At 52.2% G+C, this 19,790-nt stretch carries 17 protein-coding genes; 7 read left to right on the top strand and 10 right to left on the bottom strand.

Annotation, left to right across the window (positions count from 1 at the left end):
• The 3 genes from araD to B4O97_RS13545 are packed head-to-tail and all read left to right on the top strand — an operon-like array spanning position 1 to position 3,869.
• Positions 1-693, top strand: coding sequence for an L-ribulose-5-phosphate 4-epimerase AraD (gene araD / locus B4O97_RS13555; RefSeq protein WP_394701380.1), 693 nt, complete (start codon positions 1-3; stop codon positions 691-693).
• Between the two features lie 25 nt (positions 694-718).
• Entirely contained in the window at positions 719-2,218 is a 1,500-nt protein-coding gene (gene araA, locus B4O97_RS13550) for an L-arabinose isomerase (protein WP_083051604.1), read from the top strand.
• Positions 2,219-2,249: 31 nt separating this feature from the next.
• Positions 2,250-3,869 (top strand): xylulokinase, encoded by a 1,620-nt coding sequence (locus B4O97_RS13545; RefSeq protein WP_083051602.1) that lies wholly within the window; start codon positions 2,250-2,252, stop codon positions 3,867-3,869.
• On the opposite strand, the gene B4O97_RS13540 is transcribed toward B4O97_RS13545, so the two are convergent.
• The 5 genes from B4O97_RS13540 to B4O97_RS13520 all read right to left on the bottom strand — a co-directional run bounded on the left by B4O97_RS13540 (position 3,849) and on the right by B4O97_RS13520 (position 9,810).
• Positions 3,849-4,802 (bottom strand): ArsR/SmtB family transcription factor, encoded by a 954-nt coding sequence (locus tag B4O97_RS13540; RefSeq protein WP_332890777.1) that lies wholly within the window; start codon positions 4,800-4,802, stop codon positions 3,849-3,851. The two genes, B4O97_RS13545 and B4O97_RS13540, sit on opposite strands and share 21 nt — an antisense overlap.
• A 172-nt stretch (positions 4,803-4,974) precedes the next feature.
• Positions 4,975-6,471, bottom strand: a complete 1,497-nt coding sequence (locus B4O97_RS13535) for an alpha-N-arabinofuranosidase (RefSeq protein ID WP_083051601.1) — start codon at positions 6,469-6,471, stop codon at positions 4,975-4,977.
• A gap of 97 nt (positions 6,472-6,568) precedes the next feature.
• Positions 6,569-7,429 (bottom strand): carbohydrate ABC transporter permease, encoded by an 861-nt coding sequence (locus B4O97_RS13530; protein ID WP_083051599.1) that lies wholly within the window; start codon positions 7,427-7,429, stop codon positions 6,569-6,571.
• 4 nt (positions 7,430-7,433) lie between these two features.
• On the bottom strand, positions 7,434-8,339 hold the full coding sequence (locus B4O97_RS13525) for a carbohydrate ABC transporter permease (RefSeq protein ID WP_083051598.1): 906 nt from the start codon (positions 8,337-8,339) through the stop codon (positions 7,434-7,436).
• Positions 8,340-8,502: 163 nt separating this feature from the next.
• Positions 8,503-9,810: an ABC transporter substrate-binding protein gene (locus tag B4O97_RS13520; protein ID WP_083051596.1), complete on the bottom strand. Its 1,308-nt coding sequence runs from the start codon at positions 9,808-9,810 to the stop codon at positions 8,503-8,505.
• Positions 9,811-10,258: 448 nt separating this feature from the next.
• Between B4O97_RS13520 and B4O97_RS13515 the strand changes: the two genes are divergently transcribed.
• The 3 genes from B4O97_RS13515 to B4O97_RS13505 all read left to right on the top strand — a co-directional run bounded on the left by B4O97_RS13515 (position 10,259) and on the right by B4O97_RS13505 (position 13,509).
• A complete protein-coding gene (locus tag B4O97_RS13515) occupies positions 10,259-11,647 on the top strand; it encodes an NAD(P)H-dependent oxidoreductase (RefSeq protein WP_083051594.1) in 1,389 nt (462 codons plus the stop codon).
• A gap of 63 nt (positions 11,648-11,710) precedes the next feature.
• Positions 11,711-12,487, top strand: coding sequence for a pirin family protein (locus tag B4O97_RS13510; RefSeq protein ID WP_083051593.1), 777 nt, complete (start codon positions 11,711-11,713; stop codon positions 12,485-12,487).
• A 23-nt stretch (positions 12,488-12,510) separates the two neighbouring features.
• Positions 12,511-13,509 carry a bile acid:sodium symporter gene (locus B4O97_RS13505; RefSeq protein WP_083051591.1) on the top strand — a complete coding sequence of 333 codons (999 nt, stop codon included), beginning with the start codon at positions 12,511-12,513 and terminating at the stop codon, positions 13,507-13,509.
• On the opposite strand, the gene B4O97_RS13500 is transcribed toward B4O97_RS13505, so the two are convergent.
• The 5 genes from B4O97_RS13500 to B4O97_RS13480 form a co-directional block, all read right to left on the bottom strand.
• Positions 13,491-14,660, bottom strand: coding sequence for an iron-containing alcohol dehydrogenase (locus B4O97_RS13500; RefSeq protein WP_083051590.1), 1,170 nt, complete (start codon positions 14,658-14,660; stop codon positions 13,491-13,493). The genes B4O97_RS13505 and B4O97_RS13500 overlap by 19 nt on opposite strands.
• A 1-nt stretch (position 14,661) precedes the next feature.
• Complete coding sequence (locus B4O97_RS13495) at positions 14,662-15,381, bottom strand: FadR/GntR family transcriptional regulator (protein ID WP_083051588.1); 720 nt, start codon at positions 15,379-15,381, stop codon at positions 14,662-14,664.
• Positions 15,382-17,103: an aldehyde ferredoxin oxidoreductase C-terminal domain-containing protein gene (locus tag B4O97_RS13490; RefSeq protein WP_158084299.1), complete on the bottom strand. Its 1,722-nt coding sequence runs from the start codon at positions 17,101-17,103 to the stop codon at positions 15,382-15,384.
• A 105-nt stretch (positions 17,104-17,208) separates the two neighbouring features.
• Positions 17,209-17,472, bottom strand: coding sequence for a hypothetical protein (locus tag B4O97_RS13485; protein WP_083051585.1), 264 nt, complete (start codon positions 17,470-17,472; stop codon positions 17,209-17,211).
• Positions 17,473-17,474: 2 nt separating this feature from the next.
• Positions 17,475-18,251 carry a HesA/MoeB/ThiF family protein gene (locus B4O97_RS13480; RefSeq protein WP_083051584.1) on the bottom strand — a complete coding sequence of 259 codons (777 nt, stop codon included), beginning with the start codon at positions 18,249-18,251 and terminating at the stop codon, positions 17,475-17,477.
• Between the two features lie 157 nt (positions 18,252-18,408).
• On the opposite strand from B4O97_RS13480, the gene B4O97_RS13475 reads away from it, so the two are divergent.
• Positions 18,409-19,551 (top strand): mandelate racemase/muconate lactonizing enzyme family protein, encoded by a 1,143-nt coding sequence (locus B4O97_RS13475; RefSeq protein ID WP_158084298.1) that lies wholly within the window; start codon positions 18,409-18,411, stop codon positions 19,549-19,551.
• Positions 19,552-19,790 lie beyond the last annotated feature (239 nt).

The following is a 19,790-nucleotide window of genomic DNA, read 5'->3' as shown; positions in this document are numbered from 1 at the left end:
ATGAAATTTACAGAACTGAGACGTGAGGCCTACGAGGCCAACATGGAGATCGAGAAGCAGAAGCTTGCCATCTATACCTTCGGAAACGCCAGCGCCTTTGATCCTGAAGCCGGCGTATTCGCCATAAAGCCCTCGGGAGTTCCCTATGCGGAACTGAGCCCACAGGCCATGGTTCTGGTTGACCTTGACGGTAAGGTGGTTGAAGGAGACCTCCGCCCCTCCTCGGATACCCCGACCCACGCAGTCCTCTACCGTGAGTTTTCCGGAGTCCTGGGTATTACCCACACCCACAGTCCCTACGGGGTCGCATGGGCCCAGGCCTGCGAAGCAGTTCCGATTTACGGCACCACCCATGCGGACCACCTGACGGAGGACATTCCCTGCACGGAGGTTATGCGGGACGAGGCCATCAGGAACAACTACGAAATCGAAACGGGAAATCAGATAGTCCAGGCCTTCAGGGGGTTGAATCCCCTGGAGATCGAGATGGTACTCGTGGCCTGCCACGGGCCCTTTGCCTGGGGAAAGAGTGCCTGGAAAAGCGTGTATAACGCGGCGGTGCTGGAAGAGATCGCCAAAATGGCCTGGCTGACACGGATACTGCGCCCGGGCACTCCCAGGCTGAAGGAATCCCTGAAACGAAAGCACTATGACCGCAAGCACGGTAAAGACGCCTACTATGGGCAGGCATGACATAAAACAAAGAGAGGAACTTAAAATGCTGAAGAAAGACGATTTTAAACAGCTGGAAGTATGGTTTGTCACCGGAAGCCAGCACCTGTACGGAGAAGAGACCCTGAAGCAGGTGGCATCGGATTCGAGGAAGATTGCCGCGGGACTTGCGGAAGCCACAAAACTTCCCCTGAAGATTGTATATAAAACGCTGGCCACAACCGCGGAGGAGGTGGCAAAGGTATGTATTGAGGCCGATGCAAGCGAAAAATGCGTGGGTCTCATTACCTGGATGCACACCTTCTCGCCGGCAAAGATGTGGATTGCCGGTCTTTCGGGACTCAAAAAACCCTTTGTGCATCTCCATACCCAGTTCGGCCGGGACATCCCCTGGGCACAGATCGATATGGACTTCATGAACCTGCATCAGTCCGCCCACGGCGGCAGGGAGTTCGGTTTCATCGGAAGCCGCCTGCGTATCGAGCGCAAGGTAATCGTCGGACACTGGCAGGACCCCGAGGTCATGAAAAAACTCGACATCTGGCTGGGAGCTGCCCTCGCCTGGTACGACTCCAGGCACATGAAGATAGCCCGTTTCGGCGATAACATGCGGGAGGTCGCGGTAACCGAAGGTGACAAGGTTGAAGCCCAGATCCGCTTCGGTTATTCCGTCAACGGATACGGGGTTGGAGAACTGGTAGAGCATATACAGGCCGTGGGGGACGGAGAAATCGCCTCTCTGGTTGACGAATATGCAAACAGCTACAGAATGGGTCCCGGAGCCGAAAAATCCGACAAGGTACGGGAATCAGCCCGGATCGAACTGGGGATGCGGGCCTTTCTGGAGGAAGGAGGATTCTCCGCCTTTACCACGACCTTCGAGGATCTCTACGGCATGAAACAGCTGCCGGGCCTGGCTGTACAGCGACTGATGGAATCGGGTTACGGTTTCGGCGCGGAGGGGGACTGGAAAACCTCCGCCCTGGTCCGCAGCCTGAAGGTTATGGCCCTCGGAAGCCCCGGGGGAGTCAGCTTTATGGAGGATTACACCTATCACCTGGAACCCGGCAAGGAACGGGTCCTGGGCGCCCATATGCTTGAGGTCTGCTCATCCATCGCTGCGGACAAGCCATCCCTGGAGGTCCACCCCCTGGGAATCGGCGGCAAAGACGACCCCGCCCGGCTGGTGTTCAACACAAACCCCGGACCGGCGGTGAACGCCAGTATCATAGATATGGGGAACCGCTTCCGCCTCCTGGTCAATCCTGTTGAAACAGTCACCGCTGATGATGATCTGCCCCGGCTGCCGGTAGCCCGGGTCCTGTGGAAACCCCTGCCGGACCTTAAAACCGCGGCTGCCGCCTGGATACACGCCGGAGGGGCCCATCACACCGCCTACAGTCCCGCAGTCAGTGTGGAGCACCTGGAGGATTTCGCTGCCATGGCCGGGATCGAGATGGTACTTATCGACGAAAACACTGATCTGCGCAGTTTTCGACAGGAACTCCGCTGGAACGAAGCCTATTACGGGCTCAAAGGTCTGTAAGCAGAGGTCCCACAGAAGGAAGGGGGAAGAAATGAACACTGAATCCATGCAGAACATGGCACAGATAATCAGGAGCGGAAAAGCAATACTGGGAATGGAACTCGGTTCCACCCGAATCAAGGCCAGTCTTATAAGTCCGGAGGGATCTCCCCTTGCCGGCGGCTCCTACGGCTGGGAGAACAGGTTTGAGAAGGGTGTCTGGACCTACGACATGGACGAGGTCTGGCGGGGAATCGCCGGCTGCTATGCCGATCTGACGGAGGATGTCAAAAAACGCTATGCCCTGGAACTGGAAACCTTCAGCGCCGGAGGTTTCAGCGGCATGATGCACGGATATGTAGCCCTGGATAAAAACGGTGAACTTCTTACTCCCTTTCGTACCTGGCGCAACAACATAACCGGAAAAGCTGCTCAAGAGCTCACGAAGCTCTTCGGTTTCGCCATTCCCCAGCGGTGGAGCATCGCCCATCTGTACCAGGCGATCCTGAACAAGGAAGAACACGTTAAAGAGATCGACTACCTCACCACCCTGGCGGGCTACGTCCACTGGAAGCTGACGGGAGAACGGGTCACGGGCATCGGCGAAGGCTCAGGGATGTTTCCCATCGACCCCGAAACCCTGGACTATGACAAGGCCAGGATAGAGAAATTCGATCGCCTGGTGGCTGAAAAAAACTATCCGTGGAAGCTCAGAGACATTCTGCCGAAAGTTCTGATGGCCGGGGAAAAGGCCGGCACTCTGTCCCGGTCGGGGGCTGAGCTCCTGGATCCCTCGGGCAGGCTGAAGGCGGGCATACCCGTCTGCCCCCCGGAGGGAGACGCCGGTACAGGCATGGTGGCCACCAACAGTGTACGTCCCAGGACCGGAAACGTCTCAGCGGGAACCTCGGTATTCGCCATGATCGTACTTGAAAAACCCCTCAGAGAGGTTCATCCGGAGATCGACATCGTGACGACTCCCGACGGAAAACCCGTTGCCATGGCCCACTCCAACAACTGCTCCAGCGACTTTGACGCCTGGATGGGAATCCTCGGCCAGGCTGCCTCGGTCATGGGTATGGATGCATCGGCGGACAGCCTCTATGGGAAACTGATGCCCCTGGCGCTGCAGGGAGACCCCGATGCAGGGGGACTCCTGGCCATAAGCTATGTCTCCGGAGAACATATAACCGGGTTCAGTGAAGGCCGTCCCCTTGTAGTCCGCAGACCGGAAAGCAGTTTTACCCTGCCGAACCTGCTGCGCGCCCTGCTTTTTACCGCCTTCTGCGCCCTGCGTACGGGACTGAATATTCTTACCGAAAAAGAGGGGGTCGCTGTTGACGAGATTCGCGGCCACGGAGGGATTTTCAGGACACCGGAGGTTGGGCAGCGCATCATGGCAGCCGCCACCGGGACCCCGGTAAGCCTCCCGGAAACCGCCGGAGAGGGAGGAGCCTGGGGAATGGCTCTGCTTGCGGCCTATATGCTGAAAGGCAGGGAGACCTCGAGCCTGCCGGATTTTCTCGATTCCCTGATAGCCGACAGCCTGGGGCAGGCGGTCAAACCGGATCCTGAAGATGTAAAGGGATTCAACGAATTCTTCAGGCGCTATCATAATGGTCTGTCCATTGAGCGGGAGGCGGTCAAGGCACTAGGAGAAGTAGAGACGTAAGACTATATCCTGATTGTAGTTGCCGAATCCACGTCCAAAGATATTTATTCCGCCCACATGTTTTGCGTCATCTTCGACACCGATTTTGACGGTAATGGAGTGGTGGGCGGAAAGATCAAGATCCGCAATCTTAACATCAGATATTTTTAAGCCGTCAACAAAAGAACCGTTGTTTGTAACCCTCCAGCTTTTGAGCAGACCATATTGTGATCCTTCGAGCTTCCACCAGGAAGGAGTCAGCTTTCCTCTTTTATCACCATAGTCCCCGGGGGACGTCCAGGTACCGACTTTTACGTCGTTCAACCACAGGGAGATATCCGACAGCCATTCCTTGTTGGTGCCGGGAACCTCTGAAGAAAGTTCTGTTACCAGTTCCAGAGTCTTGAGTGAGGTATCCTTGTAGAGGCTGTTGTTGGGAAACTTGTACTCAACGTAACCTTTTTCGAACCAGATCAGTCCGGCTTTTACCCTCTCGGGATTGAGAAAATGGTTAGGGACATCGAGATAACCGATTATACTCTCCGTCGAGCAAAGTCCACAGGGGGCGGAAACCTCATACCGGTTATACAAACCGATTGGCATTTCAACTTCAATGACATTATCCTGTTCCACTTCTCTTTTCAGGTTTGCGAACTCAATCACTATCTCGGAGTAAATCGGGTGACAAATCTTTTGTGTCCCTTTCTTCCCCTTAATCTGCTCTGTTTTAATCAGTCCAGCCTCCTCAAGAATCATCACGTTTGTCGCGATTGTTGACTGAGGCATCTCCAGAGCAGCGGATAGCTCATTGATGTTTTTGGCGCCCTGGTCAATGATCTCGAGTATCTTCAGGCGTATCTTCGAGGCAAGCCCCTTGATTTTATCAAAATCTTCGCTGGGATCTATTATAATGGCTCTATTTTCTCGGTTATTCATCTCTTCACGTCTCAGCACAGATTATATCAGTAATTTAAATCAATTTCCATGATACTCAGAGCTATAAAATGTAAAGCACACAAAATCTTTCAAATTCCTGCTCTCAAAGCACAGTTATAAAAAAAACCGTGCCGCACCAGCTCCGGGCTACCCCGTCACTGGTGCGGACACGGCGGCATATACATACCGACTAGGATTCTATTCGAAGTGCGACAACAGACATCGGCGGAACCGTCAGCTTGAGTTCATCAGATTCAGCTTTAAATTCAGCGAAGTTTTGGGGGCTGAGTCTGTCCGGCTCATCAAAGGTATTGTGCAGATGCATCGATGAGCTGGACAAGATCCGCCCGCTCACATTTTTAATCCGGGTACCTCTGAGTACAGTCCTTATTTCCGCCGGCTTTTTCGTGTCAAGGTTGTTCATGGTTACAAGGATGCTGCCGTCATCGGCCCTCGAAGCAGAAGCGCTTACTTTATCCATACTGTATTCACCGTAGCTGTATTGTTCCGATTCAGTATAAACAGGTAAAGAAGTCGCATCCTGGTGCCCCTTGTACATATCGAAAACGTGATAGGTCGGGGTGAGAAGCATTCTTGGACCGTCCGTGAGAACCATGGCCTGCAGCACATTGACCGTCTGCGCTATATTGGCCATTCTGACCCGGTCACTGTATTCATTGAAAATATTCAGGCTTATTGAAGCAACGAGAGCATCTCTCATTGTATTCTGCTGATACAGAAAACGGGGATGTGTTCCGGGTTCTACTTCGAACCACGTACCCCACTCATCAACGATCAGTGCTACCCTCTTCTCCGGATCATAGCGATCCATAATGGCCGAATGCCTATGGACCAGCTCCTCGGTATTATGGGCTTTTCTCAGAATGAGAGCCCATTCATCTTCCGGGAAATCGGTTGCCGAGCCCCTTTCTTCAGTGGTACTTTCTCCACTGGAAAACATTCTGGAATAATAATGGAGAGCAAGCCCATCCATGCAGCACCGGGCGTCCCGCATCATGACATCGGTCCAGTGATAATCATCGTTTCGCGGACCACAGGCAATTCTGAAGATTTTTTGTCCGTTATAGTCACGGACAAAGGTATTATATCTTTTATAGACTGACGCATAGTACTCCGGAGTCATCTTTCCACCGCAGCCCCAGTTTTCATTCCCGATTCCGAAATACTTGATATTAAATGGTTCTTTTCTTCCATTCCTGATTCTCATTTCCGACATGGGAGTGGAATCGGGCCAGTTCATATACTCGATCCACTCCTGCATTTCATGGATAGTTCCACTGCCTACGTTACCGCAGATATAGGGCTCCGCCCCGATCTGTTCACACAGATCAAAGAATTCGTGGGTACCGAACTGGTTGTCTTCTACCACTCCGCCCCAGTTGCTGTTTACCATGGGACGGCGCTCTTCCCTGCTGCCCACACCGTCCTTCCAGTGATACTCATCTGCGAAGCACCCGCCGGGCCAGCGCAGGACCGGAGCTTTTATGCCCTTCAATGCCTCGACGACATCCTTTCTCATTCCGCGTATATTGGGGATACTGCTCTTTTCTCCCACCCAGATACCATCGTAGATACACCGGCCAAGATGCTCAGCGAAATGTCCATAGATATTCTTATCAATTTTGTGGTCTCCACTCTCTGTCTGAACAATAATTTTGTTTAGCATGAAATTGTCTCCTTGATTCAAGATCATTTAGTATCAGGTTTTAAAAGCATGATTTAACCGTATAGAATGAATTCTCAGATTGTTAATGTGATGAACCTCAGCCTTTTATACCTCCGACAGTCAATCCTGATATGAAGTATTTCTGCCCAAAAATAAATACGAGTACAGGCGGCAATATCGCAAGGACGGCGCCGGGAAGAAGGACCTGAAATCCCGTACCGTATGGGTCTATCTGGCTTGCAAGACCTATGGGAAGGGTATACTTGTCACTTGTTCTCAATACAACCAGGGGCCACACAAAATTATTCCACTCTTTCCTGGCTAAAAGAATCGCCATAGCTCCATACGCAGGGAGCATGAGGGGTGCCATGATACGAAAGAAAAGGCCATATTCCGTACAGCCGTCTATTCTTCCGGCATCCAGATAGTCCCGAGGAAGACTTATTGCATATTGGCGAAAAAAGAATATTCCCAGAGGAAAAGCTACATACGGCAGGATTACACCAGTATACGTATTGACCATCTTAAGTTTGATAATTATTTGATACAATGGAAGCATCAGAATCTCGAGGGGTATCATCATTACAAACAGAACCAGTCCAAAAATAAGGTTTCTTCCCTTGAAATCATAAACCGCGAGTCCGTACCCAACCACGGAACACACTATCAACGCGGATAATGCATAGAGCGAGGTTATTGCTATACTGTTAAAATACCAGTAAGCGTATTTTGAAGCACCACTGAAAATATATGCATAATTTTCCAGGGTCATTTGTTCGAGATTTATCCCCAGAGCCATACCCTCGCGAAACAGAAGCTGAGTTTGACGAAATGATGCAAGCACCAGGTAATACAATGGAAAGACTAAAATAAAACCAAGAATAACGAATCCAGCCAAGGCGATAATTTGTCCCGGGGATACACGTTTCTTTTTTTTCAAGACGTAAGCTGTTTTCATTATCCTACTCCTTGCGGAACATGCCGAATAAACGCAGCTGGATTATATTTATCACAAATACAATAGCCAGAAGGGTAACCCCGACTGCCGAACCAACACCAAGTCTGTTCTGGAGTAATCCTTCCTGATACATGTATCGTACAATCGTCATGCCGATATCTCCGGGCATGGATTGATTCCAGAAAACATAACTCTCGGTAAACATAGCGTATCCACCGTAGATACTTATGGTTAGAACATATATAGCTATAGGTTTCAGTAAAGGTAATGTTATGCCGAAAAATTTTCTGAATACCCCTGCTCCATCAATACTTGCGGACTCATATAATTCGACTGGAATTGCCTGTAATCCAGACATAAAGTAAATCATGTTAACTCCAGCATAACGCCATGTTCCCAGTACTACCATCAGGAACATGCCTGTTGATTTATTCAGCATCCACCGCACGGGTTCAATTCCGAAGCGGGCCAGAATACTGTTGATAAGAGCAACTTCCGTATTGCCGAATAAAAGACGGAACGCTATTCCCGCTACGACAACTGAAATGAGTGCAGGCATAAAAACAACGGAGCGAAAGAAGTTCCTGGCCAGCATAAGCTTTGAGTTGAGGAATATCGCAATTATCATCGGGACTGGAATCAGAATCACAATTGTCAAAAATGTATAAAGAGAACTTGTACGAAGAGCATTAAAAAAATGAATATTATTTAATCTTTCATAGTTTTTCAGTCCAATAAATTCCCAGTTTCCAAAACCTTTAACATCATGAAGGCTCATGATAATACTGGAAATAGTCGGGTAAAGAAAAAATACAAAAAACACAAGTAAAAAAGGAAGAACAAAAACATACGGTGCAAGCCGGGCAGAATAAAAAATACCGGTAAGCTTGGACACTGAACGCGATTTCATTGAAACCTCTCAGTCGCCTGAAGTCGACTAGTTACCCTGCTTGTTAAATAACACCATTATTAATGGTTTTACAAAACAGAACAGAGCACACCCCTCTGATAATATCCGCTGGAAACCCTGAGGTAACCAGCGGATATATTATACCAATATCAAGAGACTTTATTTATTTTCTTCTTAATTCAGCAGCGGCTTCTCGAAGCGCCTCTTCCGGAGTCCGGCTCTGATCTTCGAATACCCAATAACTGACTGAGTTACGTACAACTGTCTGGGCATCAGCTAACAGCTCCCCGGAATTCGGTGAAGGAATCTGATCCGCTTCGGCAAGTTCAATCAGCATTTCAAATATTGGTTCATTATAGAAATAGGGGTCCGGCTTAAGGAGCTCAGGACTGTCCCATACGCCATCCCATCTGGGCGGATCAAAACGCATGATTTCCCACAGCTTTTTATTCGACTCAACAGTAAGTTTTGCATAGGCATTGAATTTTTTAGCCAGCTCAATGTGCTTAGACTGAGTTGTTACAGAAGATCCGGTACCACCGATACCACAGGAACGCGCATCCCCTTCTTCCCACACAGGCATAGGTCTCACAGCAATCTTACCGGCGATATCCGGCATAAATTCCAGAAATCGGCTCATATACCAGGTAGGCATGATAAGTGCTGCAAATCCGCCGTTGTTCATGAAGGGAAAGAATTCTTCAGCCCAGGTTTTCCCGCCGGGAGCTCCAACTGCAATTTTCTGCTCGAACATCCAACTGTGCAGGCGCTCAAGAACCTCAATGTTAATTTTGCTGTCCAGCGTCACGCTTCCATCGGGTCCAAGATAATCTCCTCCCCGCTGAACAATCATGGGCCAGAAAGGCCGCTGATCAGCAGTTTCGATGATCGTCATGGGAATCCCGAGGGTGTCTCTCACCTTCCGTCCTGCTGCTTCAAAATCGTCCCAGGTTTTGATTGCTTCAACATCAACACCTGCCTTGTCCATCATCTCCATGTTGTAATAGACGACCGTAGCGCCTACGTGCAGAGGCAGTCCATAAACTTTTCCATCTTTGGAGTAAATATCAAATCGGGACTCAACGAAGGAATCGCGAACAGGATCAACCACATCGTTCAATGGAACCAGCTGGATATCCCCTTTCAGGAAGTTGGAAAAGAAGTTGATATTGATATCAACAATGTCCGGTGCACCGACCCCGGCCTGAAATGCCAATGTCAACTGATTATGCATTTCAACATTCGGGGTCGTGACTACTTCAAGCTCGATCTGCTGATCTGGATATTCAGAATTCCATCGATTCGCCGCATCCATGTAGAACTCCCCATGGATAGCATTCGATGTCCAGAGTGTCAGTTTAGTTGGCCCTCCCTCGGCCTTGTCTCCCTGGCCGCCTGCAAGCAGGGGAGTGATCATCAAGAATACGACCACCATCACGACCATCATACGTTTTACAACGGTACGATACATAAAAAACCTCCTAAATGTTAAGAATCATATTCCGTGATTCTTTTTGGTATTGATAGCAGAAAAGACACTGATAGATACACAAAATCAATACAAAAAAAGGATAAACCCGGTTTATGCATCTGTCAAGATCAGTTTGTCTAATACATATCAATAATTAACTGTTTATTGATATCCTGGCCATGCCACCTATCATAACAGCAATCCCATCTCTCTGTCTTTTCTTTGCACCGGATAACTGTTTCTTTGCAACCCTGCAATTTCAGATGAAAACGGTAATCCTTGCCATGATATTCGTTGATTCCGGTTATTTGTCGATCTTCTCGCTATTCCTTGTTATACAAGAAATTAATTGTCTCGTATTTCAATCGTGAGATTCGCGGCTCCAAAACCGCTCTTGGCACCATACTTGCAAATACCAGAGTAGCTTATTTAAACCGGAGACTCGCTTATGAACTATGATCTGCTGTTTGCAACGGACAGGAAAAAGAAACTGGAGCTTGCCGTTATCGGCGTTCAGGGTTTTAATCACTCCCTCTTTCTGTATGGATCAAGGAACGAGAATATATCGATCCGGATACTCTGCGGCAGGAAGGTTCAGAAATGCGTGGCCGCCTACAGGTCAATCGGCGTAAGTGAGTCTGAGATTGTACACTGCAGTTCCGCCGAAGAAGGCCTGGAGGCCTTCCGGGAAGGCAAATACCTGATCTTCAATGACGTTCCCCTTGCCATGTCCATGCCCTTCGATATCGTAATCGAAGGTACGGGCAACCCGGAAGCCTCGGCGGTGCATGTTCTCGCCGCCATTGAAAATCGCAGGCATGTGATCATGGTAACCAAGGAATCCGACTCCGTCGCCGGCCCGCTTCTGGCCCTCAAGGCGCGGCAGCAGGGTGTTATCTACTCTCTTGCCGAGGGCGACCAGCCGGCCCTGCTCATAGGACTTGTTTCCTGGGCACGTGCCGCAGGGCTGCGGATTCTGAGCATCGGCAAATCCAGCGAGTATGACTTTATCTATAATCCCGGGGATTCAACTGTCAAAGTGCTGGATACCACTATGTCGGTTCCGGACTTTGCTTCTCTCTGGGACCTTGAGAATAACGCGGCGGATACACTGAAAAAACGGAGCGAGGCGCTCTCCCTTTTCGGCCAGCGGGCCCTTCCGGACCTGTCGGAAATGGGAATAGTCTGCAACCATCTTCCTGACTTTGACCCCGATATTCCTGAGTTTCATTTTCCCATTGCCAGGACCCTGGAGATCCCCGAGATCATGTCTCCTTCCGAGATGGGAGGTATTCTTTCCGGAGGAATGCGCATCGATGTCGTCAACTGCCTGCGTCGATCCGACGAACAGAGCATGGAGGGCGGAGTATACGTGGTGGTGGAATGCGACGACAGGGAGACCTGGGATATCCTGCGCGAAAAGGGAGTGCCCGTAAGCAGAAGTGGAAAGTCCGCCCTGATCTACTATCCCGCCCACTATCTCGGGTTCGAATCTCTTTTCAGCGTTCTTTCCGTGGGACTTCTCGGGATGCCGACAAGTTCCAGGAGCCCCCGGCCCCGCTACGATCTGGCAGCCCGGGCAGTAAAACCGCTTAAGGCGGGGACATTTCTGGAAGCCCGGGGACATCATCACGTTATAGACGGCTTTGAAGGACTGCTGCTTCCGGCAAAGAGCATCAGCGAGAACACCCAGCTCCCCTATTACCTTGCCCATGGAACGACCCTTAAAAGAGACCTTGAACCGGGAACACTGCTGACCATGGATATGCTGGAAATACCGGATTCCGCGATATTGTGGAAACTGAGGGAAGAACAGGACCGGGAGTTTTTTGCCTGAAACACACAGATACTGTCCCTCTTTTTTTTGCACTCCCCGCTCCGATCAGCTACACTTTAAATCATGATCAGCGGACTGCGCAGAATACGGAAAATCTCTCATCAGGCGGCGACTAAGGAGGAGACCGGCACAGGATTTAACAGCCGGTTTTTCTCCGGAGTCGGCAACACTCCACTGCTGTTTCACCTTGAAGAGTGCCACCATTACAGAATCCCCTTCAAAGACCCCGGAGAAAGGCTTCCCTTTACCCGTCGGCCCGGAGAGACAACAGTTACCTACCTGTTGTGCGGCTCTCTAAAGTTTACAACCAGCGGCGGCATTCAGGAATCAATGTCCCCGGGGAGCTGCCTCTGGATAAGCAGCGCCGGAGAAAAGGATGTGGAATTTGAATCTACCACTCCTCCATCCCAGGAGTTCTGGTCCGTACATGTCCGCGCAAGCGGCTCTCCCGGACTCGAAAGGGTCCCGCCTTTAAGCTGCCAGATTCGCGACGCAACCATACCCATGCACCGGGGCGAAGATGGTATCATCGTCCGGGTAATAGCCGGAGAATATGAAGGACTGCGGGGTCCCCTCTATGCCAAATCCGGTACTGTATTGTTCCTTGATGTGAGCATACCGCCGCTGACACCGCTGAACATCTCGATTCCCGAGAAATTCCTGGTTCTCCTCTACTGTCTGGAAGGCAGCGGACTGCGGGACTTCTCCTCGGGTTCCATAATTCGGAGTTCAGAGCTTATCCGTTACAGCCGCGGCGAAGAAATATCCCTGAGCACCGAAACCGAGGAGGTCCGTCTGCTGCTGATCGGAGGAACAGGCACGGCATTGACAGAGCTCTGAATGAAGGGCTACAAAGGTGGGCCATGACCGGAGCCATAGCAAAAACACTACACGTAATGCGTAAAAACTGGTTTATCGCCGCCATCCTGGCAAGCTTTGCCTTTGGACTGTACCTTCCCCGGGGAGAAGGATTACTGAATCCCCGGGGAACCGCCAAACCGCTCCTGATCTTTATCCTGCTTTTTCTCTCGGGGATTTCAATTCCCACCGAGCGTATTATCCGGGATCTCAGGGATTTCCGGCTTCACCTTTTTATTCAGGGCTTCATTTTCCTTGTCTATCCCCTTCTGACCTGGCTGCTGCTGCTTCCCCTGGGGACGTTTATTGATCCGTCAATTCAAATCGGGATACTTGCCCTCTCCTGTCTGCCATCGACTATCTCGAGCTGCATCTTTTTTTCCCAGGTCTCGGGAGGAAACACAACCGCTGCCGTATTTAATGCAGCGGTATCGAATATTGCCGCAGTGCTGCTTACTCCCCTGCTTTTTGCCCTTCTTATTCCCGCAGGAGAAACAGCCTCCGCCGCGGTCTCCCCGACGGAGGTTTACGCATCCCTGGTTAAAACAATTATCCTCCCCATCCTTGTCGGACAGGGCGCCAGGTATCCCCTGCGGAAAAACATGGACCGCTTCAAGGGGCTTATCGGTAACCTGAGCAACCTGATCATATTTCTGCTGGTTTACTTCGCGGTAGCCCGTTCCTCAAAGGCAATACTGGAGTCCGCCAGCCTCCAGCTCTTCGCCGGCCCCCTGGTATTTCTCTCTGTTCTGAACGCCCTGGTCCTGGTGATGATTCACAGTTTTGGACGGACAACAGGCCTTGACCGTCGGAACAGGATTACCGCCCTCTTTGTGGGTTCCCATAAGACCTTGGCCCTCGGTCTGCCCCTGACTGCCGCGGTATTCGGTGGTGATCCGGAACATTACGCCTTTGTCATTCTGCCGCTGATCTTCTACTACCATATTCAGCTGATCTCTTCCGGCATCTTACGGGTCCATCTTGTTCAGAGGGCTTCCTTGTAGATGGCAACTATATCGTCGTAACCGATCTCCATCTTGCAGCATTCCAGGGTCCTGCGGGTAGTATTGAGGACCGATTCGGCAATGGCGGGAATCATCGACTCTTCGATCCCCAGGTCCCGAAGCCGGATCTCCAGACCCAGGGGCCGAATAAAGGCCCGCAGACGGTCCGCGGAGGCTGCTGCAAGTTCAGCTTCACGTTCTGCGCCGTCGTTTCCGCCAAGGATCCTCGCAACCTCGGCATAGCGGGGGATGTCCGACTGCCAGGTGTACTTCATATAGGAATAATAGACGGCACAGAGACTTTTTCCATGTACCGCATCGACGTATCCTCCCGCCGGCTGCCCCAGGCCGTGAATCCCCACACAGATAGCATTGTCCAGGGCGATTCCTCCCAGGGTACTGGCCCAGGCCATGGTTGCGCGGGAATCAAGGTCCGAGCCGTCCTCATAGACCCGGGGGAGATGCTCCCGCACCAGCCTCATGGACTCAAGGGCGACCATATCCGAGAAGCGGGTCGCCTTGTTTGAAAGGTATCCCTCCATGGCGTGGAAGAAGACATCGATACCGGTGTCGACGGTAACGCTTTTCGGCACCGTCAGCATGAGCTCCGGGTCAACAATGGAGACCATCGGGTAGATACAGTCATGCCGGACCCCGTACTTCTGGCGGTTCCGCTCGTTGCTGACCACGGCAGTCTTTGTTGCCTCGGAACCGGTACCGGCTGTTGTGGGAATGGCGATGTGGGGAACCGCACGCCGCTTTTCAAGACCTACCTTGTCTCCCTGGGGCAGAAAGTCGTGAATCGAGGCCCCGTTGGCTGCGCACATGGAGATGTTCTTGGCCGCGTCAATGGAACTACCCCCACCCAGGGAAACAAGAAAATCGCATTTTTCATCCAGAAAAGCCCTGACCCCCGCCTCTATTTCCGAGGTCTTCGGATTTGGGGTAACGGCACTGAAGACCGAGGCGGAGACCCCGGTCCCTTCAAGCCGGTTTGTGACCTTCCGAAGCAACCCGAAATTCTCCATATCCTTTCCGGTGGTGACGATCAGGGCTTTTTTTCCCAGCCTTCGTCCCTCCTCCGCCAGTACTTCAAGGGCGCCTGTTCCGTTGTAGATCCGGGTCGGCATGTTGATTATCGTTACTGCCATGCTATCTCTCCTGTATATTGCCCCGTACCCGGGACCCTTTCATATGATTTTCCATTGTTTTCTTTGCGGCCCGGGGATCACGGGAGATGATCGCATCGAGAATGGCCGCATGTTCTCTCAGGGCTTCCCGGCTCCGTATCCCCCCTGCCACCTCCAGTCCCCTGGTAAGGGAGAGTATTTCCGGCGTCATAATACTGATCAGGGATCGCAGAACAGGGCTGTGACTGCCGCCGGCAATGCGTATGTGAAACAGCAGATCCTCATCGAGACCGTCATCTCCTCTTCGAACCCGCTCTTCAAAGTCCCGATGAGTTACGGACAGAGTCTCACGCTCTTCTTCGGTCGCCCGTTCAGCAGCGAGTCCCGCTGCATGAATCTCCAGGATTTCCCTGGTATCGAGCAGTGAAGCAAAATCTTCCTTTTCCAGATCCAGTATGTTGGTAAAAAGACCGTCCAGCGCTCTGATGCCCAGGGAGGTAACATAACTTCCGCTCTGGGGACCGGTCCTTAGAACTCCATAGAATTCCAGACGACGGATTGCCTCCCTCACATGTCCCCGCCCCACTCCGAAGCGTTCCGCCAATTCCCGCTCAGAGGGCAATCGTTCCTCCGCTTTGTAGACGCCGTTAAGGATCAGTTCCCGGATCTGGCGGATAATGATATCCGCCGGTTTCTCCACATTGATCCGTTTGAAATGTTCAATCTTCTGCCTGTCTGCCATTCAGGCTCCGCTGCCGGAAAAATCGAAGAGCCGGTCCGTGGTTTCATCGGGTATATTGTAGACCTCACCGGTGGGTTCGAGCTTCTCCTCGTACATGAAGCGCGGGAGCCTGTCGTGGGGTTTTGAGAGTCCCGCCCTGCGGTTGAAGTCCTCTTCTTTGAGGAGAATTTCCCTGGCAATCCCCCGCAGATCGTCAAAATCCGCGTTCCAGCCGTGAAGAACCCGGACCATCTCTTCCAGGATTTCTGTTTTGTCCAGGGAAACCCGACCGGTGAAGATGCATGCCCCAAGCATGTCCAGCACCATGGTACGCACATGGAGTTCCCTGACCGGCTCCAGCTGTACGTCCGGATCGGAATGATCAATTCCCAGGGTAATGGCATTGCCGGCGGTATGGTCCGCACCCATGGCGGACCTGCTGTATGTAAGGCCCATCCCCTTTATAACCCGTGGATCGTAGGCGGCCATCCCCTGTCCCTTCACCGTGGGGACCCGGCGTACGCCGTAGACCCGGCCGCAGATTTCCGCGCCTGAACCCACCAGACGCCCAAGGGGAGTTCCCTGTTTCAGTTCTTCCAGAAGCGACCGGATGGCTTCAAAATCCCCAAAGGAGACAAGTCCAGCCTCGGCCAGAACTCCAATGGCGACCCCCGTCTCGATAGTGTCCACGCCGATATCATTACAGAGCCTGTTCAATTCAGCCACCTGGTCAAGACTGGCTATCTCCAGATTGGACCCCAGAAGGCAGACGGTTTCATAGTCCACCGATCCCACAAGGGGAGTTCCGTCGGCTGCCACATACTTGTTGGAACAGCGGATTACGCAGCCGGGCATGCAGGCATGAGCTCCCAGGCCTCCGCGTTCCCGTATCGTATCCCGCAGGGTTTCTGCATTGATGGATTGAGCCCCGGAAAAGCTCCCTTTGCTGAAGTTACGGGTCGGAAGTCCCCCCAGGGCGTCCAGGGCGGCGATGTTCATGACCGTTCCGTACTCTGCGAACTTGCCTCCTGTAACCGGATGTTCCCTGAGCATGGACGCGAACTTCTTGATCAGTTCCTTGAGAGCCTCAGGATCCGTCGCATCAGGAGGCAAGGCTGCACTGTCGTCCACGATAATAGCCTTGATCCCCTTGCTTCCGAGAACCGCACCCATACCGCCGCGTCCCAGGTTCCTGCAGGGCTCACCCTCCATATCGTTAACACTGAGACAGGCGGAGGCGAGGCGCATCTCCCCGGCGGGGCCGGTTATGATGAGGCCGGCGTTTTTTCCGTACTTTTCAAGCAGATACCCGGCGCTGTCGTAGGTACCCCTGCCGGAAATTTCCTGCAGATCCTCAAAAGAGACCCCGTCGGCGGAAATTTTGATTCCCCAGGAACAATCACCGTCCTCATAAACCCCGGTCAGTTTGACAGCACCGATACCGAGTTTTCCCAGCCGATAGCCGGTAACTCCGCCGCTGTTGCTCTCCTTTATTCCTCCCGTCAGCGGGCTCTTTGCCCCCACGGACAGCCGGTTGCAGCTGGACAGAGCGGTGCCAGCCAGCAATCCCGGGGCGATTACAAAGGTATTCGCAGCGCTCAGGGGATGAGAGAGGGGATCGAGTTCCTCCGACAGGATACTGGAGGTAAGCCCCCGGCCTCCCAGATGCCGGTAATTTTCCGGCAGAGGTGATTCCTTGACTGTTTTTGCGGACAGATCGATCTCGATGATTCTTCGTTCCACGGCTCTACTCCGAATTGTTTTATCACAAGAAATTGGTAATTGGTTTACCAATTATAAACCATGGTACAGCATCCCAGTGAGATGTCAAGAAGAATATCTGTGTCGTCAGCCCCCGAGAATCAGGGGAACGACAGTGAGGGAATCGTTGCTGCGGATTCTTTCGCCGGACTTGATCAGCTCCTCAAGGTTCTGACCGTCCCGCAGGATAATGTAGGGAATGCTGTCTGTAACGTATCCGCTCACGACGTTGCAGATGCGCTCGTAATCCCTCACATCGCCGGAGAGGGGAATACTCACTGCGGTACTCCGCTTTTTAGTTATCATTCGAAAAGCTCCGGCAAAGCTGAGTTCAAAATCAGTCTGTAACACAGTCAGTCTCCCGTATTGATATGAGAATCAGGGGAACACACCGGACACCCGTGGCGCCGGGAAATAGGAACGCTGTCCATACTCATACTGACCAGATCTACAAGCAGGAGCCTGCCCATACTGCCTGTGGGAGCGATTTTCCCCAGAAACTTGAGGGCCTCCACGGCCTGCATGCTTCCAAGGACCCCGGCCACCGGACCGCTTACCGGGGGAGGTCCCTCCTTTTTCTTTTCACTTTCCGGAAGAAAACAGGCAAGGCAGGGAGTGTCCGGGGGATCGACCAGAAGCAGTTCGCCGTAAAATTCACGGATTCCCGCATGGAGCAGTGGCTTTCCCGTGCGCCAGCAGTAGCGGTTCAGCATCTGCCGGGATTCCAGGTTGTCCAGGCAGTCAAGGATCAGATCACAATCGGCAAAAATTCCATCGATATTTTCGTCCTTAAGCCGTCCCTGGAATCTTTCCACTTCTACCTCGGGATTCAAGCCTCTGAGCCGCTCCTGTGCAAGCCCGGTTTTTTCCATTCCGACATCGGCGGAGCTATACAGAATCTGCCGGTTAAGATTGGAGATATCCACTGTGTGGGAATCGCAGATAACCAGAGCTCCAACTCCGGCGGCTGCCAGATAGAGGGCTGCGGGAGATCCGAGCCCTCCGGCTCCGGCGATTCCGACCCGGGAGGCGGCAATCCTCCGTTGAGCTTCGGACCCCCAACCGGGGATACTCAACTGCCGGTCATACCGTTCCTTCGAGATATTGCCCTGATAGTAATGTTCACCCATGAAATGTATCCGTTACGTTTATAATAGTGGTGCAATCTTCAGCTGTCAAACCAGAATTGGACTCAATATCTCCAAATAGCTGATTTTATTACTATTCAGATTATATTTTTGTATGATATCATCCCCGTTAAGCATAAAGCGACAAAGGCGGAGAAGCATGCACATTACCAAGGTAGAAGCTTTCCCGGTTGCCTTTCCTCTGGATGTTCCCGCAAGGGACGCCACCGGAGTATGGGACAGCTGGAATACAGTCATCGTAAAAATAACAGCATCCGACGGGACTTCAGGTTACGGAGAAATCGGTCCCATCCACGGTGGAGGCATCCCCATCTTCACAGCCATGGTGGATCACAAGCTCAAGCACATCATAATGGGAGAAGATCCCTTCAACCGGGAAGGTCTTTATGAAAAGATGCTGGGCCGCGGCACAGGCTCCTACGCCCTGGGCCAGAAAGGCGCCGTTGTTACTGCGGTCGCGGGAATCGATATTGCCCTCTGGGACCTGACAGGGAAGATCCTCAAGACCTCGGTCTGGAACCTCCTGGGGGGTAAAGCGGTCGATAAGATTCCAGCCTACGCCTCGGGATTCTTCGGCAAGGAAGGGCGGCCTCTGACACCACAGGAATGTGCAGATGAGGCTAAGAGTTACGCCGACCAGGGCTTCAAGGGGGTAAAAATGAAGGTCGGCTTCGGCAGGAGTGAAGACCTGAAGAACCTTGAGGCGGTCAGAAAAGCCTTGGGCCCCGAGCCGGGAATCATGGTGGATGCCAACCAGAGCTACTCATACCACGACGTTCTCAAGATCGCCGGCGAACTTGCGGCCTTTGATCTGACCTTTCTTGAGGAGCCCCTCCCCATAAACGATCTTGACGGTATGGCAGCGCTGGTACAGAACGTGGCGACCCCCATCGCGGCTGGAGAAAACTACTATACCCGCTACGAGTTCAGGGAAATCTTCTCAAAGCGTGCGGTCAACATCATCCAGCCCGACATCATCCACGCAGGCGGCATAACCGAAACAAAGAAGATCGCTTCCATGGCCAGTGCGGCAAACATTCCCCTGGCTCCCCATATCCATGCCACAGTGGGGGTTCCTGCGAGCATCCACCTGCTGGCCTCCTGTGAAAATACCCTGGCGGCGGAGTACATTACTTCCGGCGGTTCCTACAAGCTGCGGCGGGAACTCTACGGCGATTGCTGTATAGCCAGGGATGGATATGTGCCCGTGCCTGATGAGCCCGGCCTGGGAATGCGGATCAACGAGGAAATTTTCGAGAAGTACCGGCCGAAGGGAATGTAGACAATAAAAGCCTCCCTGACGGGAGGCTTTTAAGTCAGCGAGCGAAGGGAATCCTCTCCGGTCGTCGTCATCGTGACGACTCCCTTCGAGCCGCCGCGTTCGCTGGCGCGCGGCATCGTGCCGCGCTTCCGGGCCTGTGCGGCCCGCGCTCACTTGTTTCGATTCCCTTCTCTATATAGTAAAAGGGGCTGTCTATTAAGTAGGCAGTCCCTTTTTAAATTTACATGTGCTATAGGTTA

Origin of the sequence: Marispirochaeta aestuarii, assembly GCF_002087085.1 — a bacterium.
Classification (GTDB): Bacteria; Spirochaetota; Spirochaetia; order JC444; family Marispirochaetaceae; genus Marispirochaeta; species Marispirochaeta aestuarii.
The sequence above is the reverse complement of the archived record's forward strand: the minus strand, read 5'-3'. Positions and strand labels throughout refer to the sequence as shown.